Origin of the sequence: Halobiforma nitratireducens JCM 10879, assembly GCF_000337895.1 — an archaeon.
Lineage (GTDB): Archaea > Halobacteriota > Halobacteria > Halobacteriales > Natrialbaceae > Natronobacterium > Natronobacterium nitratireducens.
Genome location: NZ_AOMA01000073.1, coordinates 18,617 through 30,869 on the forward strand (window position 1 = coordinate 18,617; position 12,253 = coordinate 30,869).

At 62.0% G+C, this 12,253-nt stretch carries 12 protein-coding genes and 2 pseudogenes; 6 read left to right on the forward strand and 8 right to left on the reverse strand.

The window, feature by feature from the left end; all coding sequences use genetic code 11:
* The first annotated feature begins 10 nt into the window (after positions 1 to 10).
* Positions 11 to 1,303 (forward strand): M20 family metallopeptidase, encoded by a 1,293-nt coding sequence (locus tag C446_RS07215; RefSeq protein ID WP_006672423.1) that lies wholly within the window; start codon positions 11 to 13, stop codon positions 1,301 to 1,303.
* 178 nt (positions 1,304 to 1,481) lie between these two features.
* On the opposite strand, the gene C446_RS17910 is transcribed toward C446_RS07215, so the two are convergent.
* Both C446_RS17910 and C446_RS07225 read right to left on the reverse strand, forming a co-directional pair.
* Positions 1,482 to 1,682 (reverse strand): HalOD1 output domain-containing protein, encoded by a 201-nt coding sequence (locus C446_RS17910; RefSeq protein ID WP_394295207.1) that lies wholly within the window; start codon positions 1,680 to 1,682, stop codon positions 1,482 to 1,484.
* Positions 1,683 to 2,589: 907 nt separating this feature from the next.
* Positions 2,590 to 3,285 carry a hypothetical protein gene (locus C446_RS07225; protein ID WP_152419392.1) on the reverse strand — a complete coding sequence of 232 codons (696 nt, stop codon included), beginning with the start codon at positions 3,283 to 3,285 and terminating at the stop codon, positions 2,590 to 2,592.
* Between the two features lie 937 nt (positions 3,286 to 4,222).
* On the opposite strand from C446_RS07225, the gene C446_RS07235 reads away from it, so the two are divergent.
* Complete coding sequence (locus tag C446_RS07235; RefSeq protein ID WP_006672427.1) at positions 4,223 to 4,795, forward strand: HalX domain-containing protein; 573 nt, start codon at positions 4,223 to 4,225, stop codon at positions 4,793 to 4,795.
* A 193-nt stretch (positions 4,796 to 4,988) separates the two neighbouring features.
* On the opposite strand, the gene C446_RS07240 is transcribed toward C446_RS07235, so the two are convergent.
* The 6 genes and pseudogenes from C446_RS07240 to nikR all read right to left on the reverse strand — a co-directional run bounded on the left by C446_RS07240 (position 4,989) and on the right by nikR (position 10,383).
* Entirely contained in the window at positions 4,989 to 7,220 is a 2,232-nt protein-coding gene (locus tag C446_RS07240; protein WP_006672428.1) for a two-component system sensor histidine kinase NtrB, read from the reverse strand.
* A 91-nt stretch (positions 7,221 to 7,311) separates the two neighbouring features.
* Positions 7,312 to 8,463 carry an acyl-CoA dehydrogenase family protein gene (locus C446_RS07245; RefSeq protein WP_006672429.1) on the reverse strand — a complete coding sequence of 384 codons (1,152 nt, stop codon included), beginning with the start codon at positions 8,461 to 8,463 and terminating at the stop codon, positions 7,312 to 7,314.
* A 133-nt stretch (positions 8,464 to 8,596) separates the two neighbouring features.
* Positions 8,597 to 8,962 carry a hypothetical protein gene (locus C446_RS07250; protein ID WP_006672430.1) on the reverse strand — a complete coding sequence of 122 codons (366 nt, stop codon included), beginning with the start codon at positions 8,960 to 8,962 and terminating at the stop codon, positions 8,597 to 8,599.
* A 271-nt stretch (positions 8,963 to 9,233) separates the two neighbouring features.
* Positions 9,234 to 9,377, reverse strand: a pseudogene (locus C446_RS17915) (cupin domain-containing protein); the annotation flags it as partial.
* Positions 9,378 to 9,401: 24 nt separating this feature from the next.
* A complete protein-coding gene (locus tag C446_RS07255; RefSeq protein ID WP_006672432.1) occupies positions 9,402 to 9,776 on the reverse strand; it encodes a cupin domain-containing protein in 375 nt (124 codons plus the stop codon).
* Positions 9,777 to 9,954: 178 nt separating this feature from the next.
* The gene (nikR, locus tag C446_RS07260) at positions 9,955 to 10,383 is read right to left on the reverse strand and encodes a nickel-responsive transcriptional regulator NikR (protein WP_006672433.1); all 429 of its coding nucleotides are present in this window, start codon (positions 10,381 to 10,383) and stop codon (positions 9,955 to 9,957) included.
* A gap of 125 nt (positions 10,384 to 10,508) precedes the next feature.
* Here nikR and C446_RS07265 point away from each other — a divergent pair.
* The 4 genes and pseudogenes from C446_RS07265 to C446_RS19620 form a co-directional block, all read left to right on the forward strand.
* A pseudogene (locus tag C446_RS07265) lies at positions 10,509 to 10,916 on the forward strand (creatininase family protein); the annotation flags it as partial.
* 110 nt (positions 10,917 to 11,026) lie between these two features.
* Positions 11,027 to 11,302 carry a hypothetical protein gene (locus C446_RS18655; protein ID WP_006672435.1) on the forward strand — a complete coding sequence of 92 codons (276 nt, stop codon included), beginning with the start codon at positions 11,027 to 11,029 and terminating at the stop codon, positions 11,300 to 11,302.
* 237 nt (positions 11,303 to 11,539) lie between these two features.
* A complete protein-coding gene (locus tag C446_RS07275; protein WP_152419393.1) occupies positions 11,540 to 11,881 on the forward strand; it encodes a hypothetical protein in 342 nt (113 codons plus the stop codon).
* Positions 11,882 to 11,958: 77 nt separating this feature from the next.
* Positions 11,959 to 12,253: hypothetical protein (locus tag C446_RS19620; protein ID WP_204365910.1), on the forward strand; the 295-nt coding region annotated here is incomplete at its 3' end.

Genomic DNA, 12,253 nt, shown 5'->3' on the forward strand with positions numbered 1-12,253 from the left:
ATCACTACTCGTGACGTCTTCCCACAACTCTCGGCTGGACCTGAAAGAGCCCCTCGGTCTCGATACCGACCGCGACCACCGTCGCGACCGACTCGTCGAGACGACACAGCAGTTGCTCTCGTTCGATACGAGCAATCCACCCGGCGAAACGCGAGCGGCCGCCGAGTGGATCGCGGACTACGTCTCGTCGTTCGACGTCGAAGCCGAGTGGGTGGTCGACGATGCGGCGAAACCGAACCTCGTGATCACGGTACCGGGGTCGACCGACCGCACGCTGCTCTACCAGGGCCACCTGGATACAGTACCGTTCGAGCGCGAGGAGTGGTCGGTCGATCCGCTCGGCGAACGCCACGAGAACCGGGTGTACGGTCGTGGCGCGACCGACATGAAAGGAGCCGTCGCAGCGATGCTCGAAACGCTGCGGACCGTCGCGACTGCCGAGAGTGACCCGCCGGTAACGCTGCAGTTCGCATTCGTCAGCGACGAGGAGACCGGCGGCGATGCCGGCATCGACGTCCTCCTCGAGGCCGACGCGATCCAGGCCGACGCGGCAGTCGTCGGCGAGACGACCGCAGTCGGCGACCACGCTTCGGTGACCGTTGCAGACAAAGGTCGAATCTGGCTGACGGTCGAAGCGACCGGCCAGGCCGCTCACGGGTCCAGGCCGATGAACGGCACGAACGCCATCGATCGCCTCTACTCGGCTCTCGAGGAGTGTCGACGATCGATCGAGTCTCAGCGCCTGAACTACGACGCACCTGTCGATCGCATCGTCGAGGAGTCGCGGGCGTATTACGCCGACTGTCCGTGCGGGGCTGGCGAGCATGCCGACCGGTTGTTCGAGTATCCGACGGTCAACCTCGGACAGCTACGCGGTGGGAACACGGTCAACAGCGTGCCGGGAACGGCGACGGCCAAACTCGACGTTCGGGTGACTCCCGGAGCGTCCACCGAGGCGGTGTTGGCTGACCTCCGCGAGTGCATCGAAACACGGGAGACCGTCACAGTGACGAACGTCTCGTGGGCCGAGGGAACGTACGTCGAGCCGACCGCACCCGTCGTCGAGGCGGTCACCGACGCTGCCGTAGGCGTGCTCCCGGATCGACCGCTTCGCCGGTGTGCGACCGGTGGCGGCGACGCGAAGAAACTCCGTCGTGCGGGCGTCCCTGCAGTCGAGTCCGCAGTCGGTAGCGACACGGCTCACGGCGTCGACGAGTACGTGTCGATCGAATCACTCGTCAGCACGATGGCGTGGTATCTCCGGACCCCGGCCCAGTTCGCAACGCGTCGATCGCACGGGTGAACGGAGCCGCGGGTCCCGGTCGATGTCGTCTTGCTCTCGGGACGCCCGGTCCGATCTGCTCCGCGCGGTCGAAAAGCGGTTACTGCTCCGTCTCGCTCACCGATACGCTGTGGGGGTCGGGACCAACCACGACGTGGTACCCATCGTACTCGAACCGGACGGTGGCGNTCCGTCTCGCTCACCGATACGCTGTGGGGGTCGGGACCAACCACGACGTGGTACCCATCGTACTCGAACCGGACGGTGGCGTCCGCGGGCGACTCGAGGACGGAGCTACGGCCTCGGGGTCGACGGCGTCGTACAGCGGTGCCAGTGCCGTCGGGGCACAATCCTCGCGGGCCGCGATTCGCTCGAGCGTGCTAGCGAGTGCTGGATGCATGGGTATCGTGGTCGGTGAGGGTTTCGGCGGGCGAGAGCGAAACCGCGACCGTCGTCTCGCAGTCGGGGCGAGTAGTTCCCTGGTCAAGTGGCTGGATACGGACGGCTGTGCGACAGTCACTTCGGCGTGATCGTCTCGAGACCATGTCTCTGTGTTTTTCGGCCCCGACATGGGGAAAACGATCCCTCGAGTAGGCTATACCCAGTTATCTGGGATCGGTGGACATCGGTAGGTCATTACTTCGCCAACGTCAATGCTGGGCTCCTCTCGGTCAGACTAACTCCGACCGACGGCGGTGGGGGCTCGATCGTCCGCGTCTATCTTGATTCAGTGGGAGAATCCCGCCGTTTACGGCGTTCGCAAGACCACAGGTCTTGCGCGCAGACCGGCACTCGTCGAGTTCCGGGGGCGTTGACGAGAGCGAAGGTCTCGTTCGCACACCAGAACGCTTCGCGTTCTGGGGACGGGCGTCAATCGCGTGCGCTCCGTGAAACAGCCGACGGGTTGTTGTCCTACAGAGATTGACACTTCTGGGAACCGTTGCATGACACACACCGAGGCGGCTTGCCGCCGCATAAACGACTAATATCGGAGTCGGGCATCTACCTCTGAAGGAATCTCCCTTCGGGCCGCTGGATTCCCAAGCACGGTAACTCCGAATCCCTTCACAGGATAGGAGTAACGGCGGTATGGCCCCGTCCTCAGAAATCTTCGATTTTTGATGGGCTGTACGAGAACTCCGTGCTGGTGAACGCCAGCAGAGCCGTCATGCCGACCGGTCTGCAAACCGGCAAATCTCCCACCGCTGGGCCACGGGAAGCCCGGTCGTTCACGACCGGGAGGAGGTCACACTCCCGGTCGCTTCGACTGTATCGGTGACCGCCGCTATCGGCGAAGCAGGGGAGCCTTACTCGTTCCAGTTTACGTCGTAACTAATCTCCGTGATGTCTAACCCTGGGTAAATATCTGGAACAGTGTCGGGAAGGTCACCGACGGTGGCAACCGACGTACCCGCGAACGCTGTCTCTGCAACCGTCGCGACGGTAAATAGTAGTCTATAGTGAGTCTCCGGCTCGATGACCCAATCGTACACTCCAGGTGGAATCTGTTCGGTACCGTCCCCGCTGTTGGCATCCTCGCTCACGTCGACTTCTTCGAAGAACGTTCCCTGTGCTTCCTTCGAGTCGTCAGTGAATTTACCGTCCGAGTCCTCTTTCATCACGGTGTAGGTCGCACCGACTGCTGCATCCGCGCTCGAAATCTCTTCTAGCCCGAGAAACGCCAAGCTGAGTGCGATTTTCGGTTTGCTTACCGAGGGTTCGACCTCGTCGCTGTCTCCAGTGTCACTTTCGTCGGGACGGACTGGGTCAGTGCCAGTAGCTACCGACGACTCCATCTCCTCGGAGTCGCGTTCGTCCGGTTCTCGGTCTTCGGCGGTACTAGTTATTCCACCAGTGTTGCCGGACCAGTAATACTCGTAGTCGACTTCCATGTCGATTTCCGCCGATGCGTCGTCTCGGGGGTTGTACATGTCGATCCAGCCAGCAGCGATCGCTGTTGCATCGCTTCCGGCAGTACCGATGGCGCTTGCCTTCAGTTCCATATCCAGCCCGTCACGCGCGGTATCAGCGTCTGCTCCTACTCCACGTTCACACTCGGCCCAGGCCGTTCTGGGTAGAATCTCGTAACTCCCGGAATCGTCGAACGAGACCCATCGGGTATCGACAGGCTCTTCTGAAATCTCTAACTCCGTGTCACAGGCCAGGTCCGAACCGATAACCTCGTCAGCGGTCGCTTCGTTTCGTTGTGCAGAACTGATTCCAACACCCAGTGGAACGGAGAGGGCGAACCCTGTTCCCAGTGCGGACGTTTTCAGAAACGACCGCCGTTTCGGTGCCGTGTGCTCTTCTGAATTGTGTTCCGACATGCAGAACCACGTATAATACTTCCAAGAAAGTGTTCTTTGACTATACAATTAGGTTAAAATATAACTGCGATGCGGGAGCACCCTGTTAGCCGAGTCCGAAGAACCGATCGTCGAAACGCGGTGTGGTTTCACAGGGGTGGGCCGGCAGCGAAACCACAGAAATCGTCTCGAAATCACATGTGCTAACACGATGTCCGATTCGATACCGATATTCCGAACGACAGTATCGCTGGTATACGAACTCCGCCAGATCAGCGAGCACGATGACGGTACACCGCTCTCGCTGCCGGCCAGGTCCGACTCGGTAGGGAACCAGTTTCACTCATCCCCTCGAGCATGTGCTGAAGCGTCAGTTCGGCTCTCGAGTTCTGGGGGAGTCGGTCGACTATCTGGATCAACGGCGCGTTGTCCCGCCGATACCGGTGCTCTCGTGAGAGCGAGCACGGTGACTGTCCGTCTGGATGTCCGTTCATACGTCCGTTTTGATAATTGCTGAACATAGAACGATCTGAACGAACGGTTCGACCCGTCTGTACGGTCGCGAGATTTATCACCCAGAGGTACCATGACTGACGCGTGGCCGTAACCGATGACGAGCACGGAAGGGGATTCGATGGGTGACGAGCTGGACGTCCTCGTCGTAGACGACGAGACTCGCCTCGCGGATCTGTTCGCGGCGTGGCTGCAGACCGACTGGTCCGTCGAGACAGCCTACGACGGCGAGGAAGCCCTCGAGAAGATGGCTGACTCGGTAGAGGTCGTCCTACTGGACCGGCGGATGCCGGGTCTCTCCGGGGACGAAGTCCTCGAACGGATTCGAGAGATCGGATACGACGCCCGCGTGGTCATGGTAACCGCGGTCGATCCGGACTTCGACATCATCGAGATGGGGTTCGACGACTACCTCGTCAAGCCCGTCTCGAAGGACGAACTCCTCGATATGGTCGAGGAGGTCACGGATCGGTCGGACTACGAGTCCGAGATCCAGGAGTACTACGCCCTGGTCTCGAAGAAGGCACTGCTCGAGTCCGAGAAGTCCGAGCGAAAACTCGCGGACAACGACGAGTACCAGCAGCTGTGCGATCGGGTCGAACAGCTCGAGGGCCGCGTCGACGAAGCCGTCGCGGACATGACCAGCCACGACGAGTTCGTCGGTGCGTTCCAGAACCTAGAGTCGGAGAACTGACGAGCGTTCGGTCGATCCGACGCCACTGCCACCGAGACCGTCGAGACCGTCCATCCGACATCTCGGCCGTCACCCCTCACCCGCTACACATGTGACGTTTCGCCCGTCCGTTACCTTCGGTATCCGGTAGTCGATAGTCGATACTCGATAGTCGCGTCTTTCCTTCCGTCACTTTCCGTCCCGTCCCGTCGGATCAGTGCTGTTCGGTCTCGTCGTCGGCGGCGAACTCGAACCGGAACTCGAACCGCGCGCCCTCGGACCGACTCTCGGTTGCAGTGACCGACCAGCCGTGACCGGTCGCGACCTCGCGGACGACCCAGAGGCCGATCCCCAGTCCCTCCGAGGACGACGAGACGGACGGATCGAACACGTCCTCGCGTTCGCGCAACTCTTCGGGCAGACCCGACCCATCGTCGGCGACGAAGAAGCCGGTCACCGTCCCACCGTCCTCGAGCGGCCCCGTCCGAACGGTGACATCGCTGCCGCCGTGTTCGACGCTGTTCCGGAACAGGTTCTCGAACAGCCGCAGGAGCCGCTCACGGTCGGCTTCGAACGGGGTTTGGCCGTCCGGTCGGGCGGTCGACTCGTGGACGGCAAACGACGCCGACGGCGTCGAGACGTGGTCCCAGGCTTCACTCGCGACGCCCTCGAGCGTGACGGGTTCGGGTTCGGCCGCCCAGTCCCCGCCGCGGGCGATCGAGAGCACGTCGTCGATGATCCCTTCCATGCGATCCAGTCCGTCCTGAATCTGTTCGACGTGTTCCGTCGATCCCGTCTCCTGGATGAGATCGAGATAGCCCTGCGCGACGCTGAGCGGGTTCCGAAGGTCGTGGCTAACGACGCGAGCGAACGCGTCGAGTCGTTCGTTTTGCTCCCGGAGTTTGCGCTCGCTTCGCTTTCGCTCGGTGATGTCGCGGACGACACAGACGACCCCTTCGAGGCCGCTTTCGGCCTCGAGAACCGCGATCTGTCCCTCGCAGGGTGTCGTGCGGCCGTCTTTTTGCTCGAGTGTGATCTCGAGCGTGTCGGTGCTCGCGTCCGCGCCCAGAAGGGAACGGACGACCTCCTCGCCGGCTGCGACGTCGTCGTCGGCGAAAAGCAGGGAGACGTGTTCGCCCAGCAGCCCTTCTCGGCTGTAGCCAGTCATCTCCGTCAGCGCCTCGTTGACGGTCATGAAGTGACCCTGCTCGTCGAGAACGCACATACCGTCGCCGGCGGTTTCGACGAGGCGCTCGTACCGCTGGAGGACTCGTTCCTGTTGCTCGAGCTGGCCCCGGACGGCGATCGTCTCGAGGACGTGAGAGGCGACGGCCGCGACGTCCTGAATCGCGTCGCGGTCGGCGTCCGCGAGCGAATCGCGAGCGTAGACGACGAAGAGGCCATACAGTTCGTCGTCGTTGTCGATCCCTGTACCGCGTTCCGTCGGCCCGAGCGGCGCGGCCGCGACCGTCTCGACCCCTCGAGACGCGGCTTCTTCGCCGAAGGGGACGGCGTCGGGCTCGCTTTCGAGGTTCGCCGCGACCCGCAGGTCGCGGTCGCGGACGGCCCGGCGGAGCAAGGTCTCCTCGGTACCGACGCCGAAGGTCCGCTGCAGGGGCCAGTCCAGTTGCGTCGAATCGGTGATCCAGGGGACGATCTCCCCCTCGCCGCGATCGTACTCCCCGACCCAGGCGAACGCGAAGCGGTCGCTTCTGGTGAACTCCTCGCGGAGAATCTCTTCGACGGCCAGCGGCGAGGTGACATCGACCAGTCGGCGACGGACGGCGTCGACGATCTCCGCGAGCGTGGGTCCGGAATCCGGGCCGACTCGGGAGTGGGGAGGGGTCCCGTCTCCTGTACTCGCTTTCGCTTTCTCCCCCACTTCCTCGTCTGCCGTACGATCCGACGAAACAGCCGCGTCGTCGGGTCTACAGACCCGGTCGACGACTGCGCGGGCCAACCGCTCGGCGGTCGTCGCCGCGTCGGCGTCGTCGGTCGGTCCGCTCCCGCCCTCGCTCAACACCGTGACTCGTCCCTCGAGTCGCCGGGGATCGGCGTCCGCCGGCGGCTCCCGCTCGCTCTCCCCCTCGAGGCCCCAGTGGACGAACGTGGGCAACTCGTGGGCTTCGGAGTCGAGCACGTCGAGCAGCGGCGCTTCGGTCGTAACGCCGTTGCCCGCCGACCGCTCGTCTCGCTTCGACAGCGTCCGCGCGTCGAGGACGACCGCGTGGATCGCCGCGCCGTTCTCGAGTTGGGCTGTTGCTTCCGCTGGCGTCTTCGCGACGACCACGTCCACGGGGTCGTCCGTCAGCGAGAGCGTCACCGCGGCCCGCGTCGAGCGGTCGCTGCTGACACAGAGAACGCGGGGTCGGTTCGGCGACGACTCCGGTTCGTCTAGGTCGTCTCCGCCACCGTCGCCGTCACCGTCACTACGGACGGATCGCATCTGTCGTAGCGTTTCCCTCGATACGGATCGTTCTTTCGGCCGCTATCGATCGGTCGGTATCGGCCGGCAGTAGCCACTGCATACGGGGTTTTTACGTCGCCTGCCCGTAGATCAGGTTCCGCTGTATCTCGTTTGCACCTTCGTAGATGACCGGAATCCGTGCGTCGCGGTACGTCCGTGCGATCCGGCGCTCGTCGAGAACCGACCGTCCCCCGTGGAACTGCATCCCTTGTTCCGTGACATCGACGGCGGTTTCGGTCGCCTTCGTCTTCGCCAGGGCCGCCCAGTAGCCGGCGTTTTCGCCCTCGTGGACCTTCTCGCAGGCCCGCCAGGTCAGCGCCCGGGCGCTCTCGAACTCGAGGAGCATGTCCGCCAGCCCGTGTTGTACCGACTGGAACTCGCTGATCGTCCGGCCGAACTCCTCGCGGTCGTGGGTGAACGCCCAGGCTTCCTCGAGGGCGGCCGCGGCGATGCCGAGACCGTGTCCCGCGACGATCACTCGACCGTGGTTGAAGAAGTCGGCGAGCATCCAGAAGCCAGCGCCTTCGGTGCCGATCAGGTTCTCCTCGGGGATGCGACAGCCGTCGAACTCGATGTGGGCCTGCTTGGAGGCCCGCATCGCCATTTTCTCGGGGATGTGTTCGGCCTCGTAGCCGTCGGCGTCGGTCGGGACGATGAACATCGAGTGGTTGCCGTAGCGGTTGTCCTCGTCGTCACCGGTCTTCGCGTAGAGGGTGATCCAGTCGGCTTCGACGCCGTTGCCGATCCAGTACTTCTCGCCGTCGATGACCCACTCGTCGCCGTCCTTCTCGGCCGTCGTCTTCATCCCGGCAAGGTCGCTCCCGGTTTCGGGCTCCGAGACGGCCAGTCCCGAGAGTTGCTCGCCTTCCGCGACCGGACGGATGTACTCTTCACACTGCTGGTCGGAGCCGTACTCGTAGGTGATCTCACAGCCGAAACTCGCGAGCTGGAGCGTCAGCCCGATACCTGCGTCGGCCCGGTAGAACTCTTCGGTGACCGCGAGCAACTGCGGGAGATCGAGACCGCGACCGCCCCACTCCTCGGGGATGTCCTGGGCGACGAGATTCGCCTCTTGGCCCGCCTCGAGGACCTCGTGGGGGTACTCGCCGGATTGGAAGTACTCCTGTGCGTTCGGCTCGATGTGTTCGCTGGCGAACTCGGCGGCTTCGTTCTTGATCTCGTGGGCGTGCTCCGGGACGATGCTGTCGTCGAGTGGGTCCATACCTGTCGAAACACGGCCGACGGAATATAGCCGATGCCTCCATGCGTGGGTCTGGCCCGGTTCGCGTCCGGCGATCTTCGCGAACGCGACGCTTCGGGACCGCACGGACGGACCCGAAACGGACCACCGACGCTCACCGCAGCGCCCGTACCAGTTCTTCCTCGTCTCCGGCGGCGTCGACCTGCCGATCCACGCGACGTGTGTCCCAGGCGACGTCGGTGAGGATGTGGACGTAGAGGACGCCCGCCGTCAGCACCGCGAGTGAGCGACTCCCGAGTGCGAGCAACGGCACCACCGCACCGACAATGAGAAGATGACTCAGGAGCCGTGAGAGAAGTCCCACGTCCCCGGCGTCGAAGATACGGCGCTGATCGGCGACCGCGGCCCGCGGATTGTGCAGACAGAACTGCACGGCATCCCACTGGCCCGTTTTGAGACGCGCGATGAGGAAGTGATCGAGGTCGATCAGGACGCCGAGTGCGGTGCCGTAGGCGACCAACGCGACGGCTGGAACGCCGTAGCCGAACAGAGATACCGGCGGCAGGACTGCTACCAGTACGATGGCGACGACAAGAGAGACGACGGCGTGGTGTTTCGAGTAGATCGGGACTCACCCGGCCGCGAGGTCCACGGCGAGTCACTAAACGATCCCGACCGGTTTCACGGACTCGAGCGAGTCGGGCCGTTGCTCGGTGTCGTCGATCGACTCGACGGTCGAGGACGAAGGGAGTGTGGGATGGGACGGAAAGAACGGGACACAGACGGCGATATTACCCAGCGAATCCGGACAGCAGCCACTCGTCGTCGCCCTCGTCGTCCTCGATGCTCGGCGCACTCACGAGCACGAAGGCACTTTCCGCGTCCCCGTTTCGTATCTGTCGCGTCGATTCGGGCGGAATCCAGAGGGCGGCGCCCTGTCTCTTATACACATCTCNATATTACCCAGCGAATCCGGACAGCAGCCACTCGTCGTCGCCCTCGTCGTCCTCGATGCTCGGCGCACTCACGAGCACGAAGGCACTTTCCGCGTCCCCGTTTCGTATCTGTCGCGTCGATTCGGGCGGAATCCAGAGGGCGTCGCCGGTCTCCATCGCGACCGGCTCGTCGTCGACGACGACGGTTGCCTCGCCCTCGATGAGCACGTACACCTCCTCGTGGTCGTTGTCCGTGTGGTCGTGTGGTTTGCTCTTCCAGCCGGGATCGCAGCGAGCGACGGTGACGCCGACCTGTTCGGTCTCGAGTGGGTCCGACAGGAAGTGCATCGCGCTCGAGACCTGATCGACCGCCTCGTAGTTGACTTTCCGGTAGCTCATACCGTGTGGTTCGCGGGCACGACAGTAAAACCACGCGTTCAGCGGCACGTATTGTCGCCGTCGCGGCCGCCCGCTTCGACCGTCGCGCCCACCTCTCGCCCGTGGAGGTGGCCCCAGCACGTGGGCGGGCGTGTCCCACCGGTGCCACCGGCCGACGCGAAACGAGAACGAAGAGCCGTCAGTGATCCTGTGCGATCGGGTCGAACTCGTCGACCGGGATCACCGAGTAGTCGACCGTCAGTGCGTCCTGGGTCGCCCGAATCTTCCCGACGAACGTCGAGATGTCCTCGAGTTCGCCCTCGAGGACGAACAGCTCCATACAGTAGTGGTCCCCGACGTGGCTGTGGAAGTTCGAGGCGACGAGCTCCTCGTGTTCGTGGCGCAGGTGCATCATCCGCTCTTCGACGCTCGTGGTCTCGTAGTCGAACAGGACGGTGACGATGCCCATCAGCTCACGGTCCTCGAGTCGGGTGTCCTCGAACTCGCCGAGCAGGTTCCGGGAGGCCTCGCGGACGACCTCGCTACGGCCGGTGTAGCCGTGCTCGTCGGCGAATTGATCGAGTCGTTCGAGAAGTTCGTCCGGCATCGAGACGCTGACGACTGCCATATAATAACTCGATGCGGGTGAGCTGTTAAGGGTTACTATCGACGCGACGAGCGGGACGATCACGGGTGGAGGCCGGACGAGCCACCGGCGCACAACGTTTTGTGGCTTCGTCGGGAGATGAAGGTATGTATCTGCCACATCGGACCTGGCCGGATGTCGCCGACTCGATCGGCGACCGATCGCTGGCGGTCGTGCCGCTCGGGTCGACCGAACAACACGGACCGCACCTCCCGGAAGGGACGGATTTCCTGATCGCCGAGGCCCTCGCGCGGGCGGCGACGGACCGGACCGACCACCTCTGTACGCCGGCACTCCCGATCGGCGTCAGCTCTCATCACCGACAGTTCCACGGGACGATGTGGGTCGATCCACCCGTCTTCCGGAACTTCGTCGAGAGTTTCTCGCGGAACCTCACCGCCCACGGGATCGACCGCATCGTCTACGTCAACGCTCACGGTGGCAACGTGTCTCATCTCCGTGAGGTCGGACGACGGCTCCACGAGGACGAGACTGCCTACGCCGTCGAGTGGATGTGTGCGTTGTAATCTTTACTGCGTCTATACGAACTTCGCTGCGAGTTGAATATTCCTGGCATCTTAGCTACACTTTCATAACAACTGGGAACTAATATTCAACTGCGTATATGACTGATGAGACCCCGAACTCCAAGAGCGACAGCGATAGCGATTCCAGTAAGAAGCCATCTGGTACGACGATTAAGAGGCAGAGACCAAACCGCCTCAGAATCAAAGCATGTGACCTCGAAATTGAGGCAGAATCACACGAGATGGATGTGGACGAGATGATGTCGGAATGTGCCCCAGAGATGGAGGAGATAATGGAGTATCACATGGTTGGTGATATGGTCAAAATCGAGGAGCGAGACCTGTTCGCAGAGATTTTCGGAGGTAATCGGTGACTCTCGATGATGGGCTATGACCTGCTCGTGTACCCGTTTGTCGCTATCTGGTTAGCCGTGTTCTATTTTTTCTACTCGATGCTCGGGTTCGTTTGGTCGGCTCTGTATTTCATCCTCGCCGTGTGCGTGCTTTATCTGATGTTAACGGGTGCGTCCACGGTAGCGATTGGAATCTTTCTCGGGCTAATGACACTCCCTATCTGGTCGGCGGGGGGGTTCGGTTAGGTGATTCTACGAGTGTTCCAAATCCTGCTGGTCGTCTCTCTGGTACTGGGATTCGGGTACTTTGTGATAGACCTATACACTGTTCCAGACTCGGAGTATGTAGAATCAATTTCGCAAGGCGAAGTCAATCAAGTACTCCATCTTCGCTTCGTCTCGGATTCTGAAACTCGTGCGGAGGTCGATGCGTATGGAATCTACATCGATGGACAAAGCGAGCCGTATGAATTGAACCAGATGGATGCCCGCTTACCCAGACAGTCGATTGGGTATCCACCTGATGAGGACACGGTTACACTCGTCCTCTGGGCATCGGAGGGAGAGGTTCTTGAGACACACGAGGTAGACTTGGCATGAACCGACGCACGCTTCTCGAATGGACAGGGAGTATCGGAGCAGGATTAGTCGTTACACCGTCGTTTGGGCGAGAGACGATGATTGATACGAACAACTCACAAGAAGACGAATTAGAGCGGTTATTCCCCCAAAAAATCGGTCTGTATGACCGACTGAGAGTAGATTCAGACCGAGTTGTGTATCGAGGGGAGAACGGAGGTGTGCTGAAGGTTCTGAACGAGGATGACCAGCGGTATCTCTCGGTGATTGCTGATTCCCTTCGGTTTAGTGTGCTATCGTGGGGGCAGGCATCTCGACTTCTTGACTCGTATGTGGATGCTGTCGAATATCAAAACCAAGATGGAGACCTTGTATATTCAGGGAGCGGCTGGG

Bases quoted from the DNA above. Each gene is read 5' to 3' on its own strand.
- C446_RS17910 (WP_394295207.1), bottom strand. From the start codon at position 1,682: ATGCATCCAGCACTCGCTAGCACGCTCGAGCGAATCGCGGCCCGCGAG.
- C446_RS07225 (WP_152419392.1), bottom strand. From the start codon at position 3,285: ATGGAACTGAAGGCAAGCGCCATCGGTACTGCCGGAAGCGATGCAACA.
- C446_RS07235 (WP_006672427.1), top strand. From the start codon at position 4,223: ATGGGTGACGAGCTGGACGTCCTCGTCGTAGACGACGAGACTCGCCTC.
- C446_RS07240 (WP_006672428.1), bottom strand. From the start codon at position 7,220: ATGCGATCCGTCCGTAGTGACGGTGACGGCGACGGTGGCGGAGACGAC.
- C446_RS07245 (WP_006672429.1), bottom strand. From the start codon at position 8,463: ATGGACCCACTCGACGACAGCATCGTCCCGGAGCACGCCCACGAGATC.
- C446_RS07255 (WP_006672432.1), bottom strand. From the start codon at position 9,776: ATGAGCTACCGGAAAGTCAACTACGAGGCGGTCGATCAGGTCTCGAGC.
- nikR (WP_006672433.1), bottom strand. From the start codon at position 10,383: ATGGCAGTCGTCAGCGTCTCGATGCCGGACGAACTTCTCGAACGACTC.
- C446_RS18655 (WP_006672435.1), top strand. From the start codon at position 11,027: ATGACTGATGAGACCCCGAACTCCAAGAGCGACAGCGATAGCGATTCC.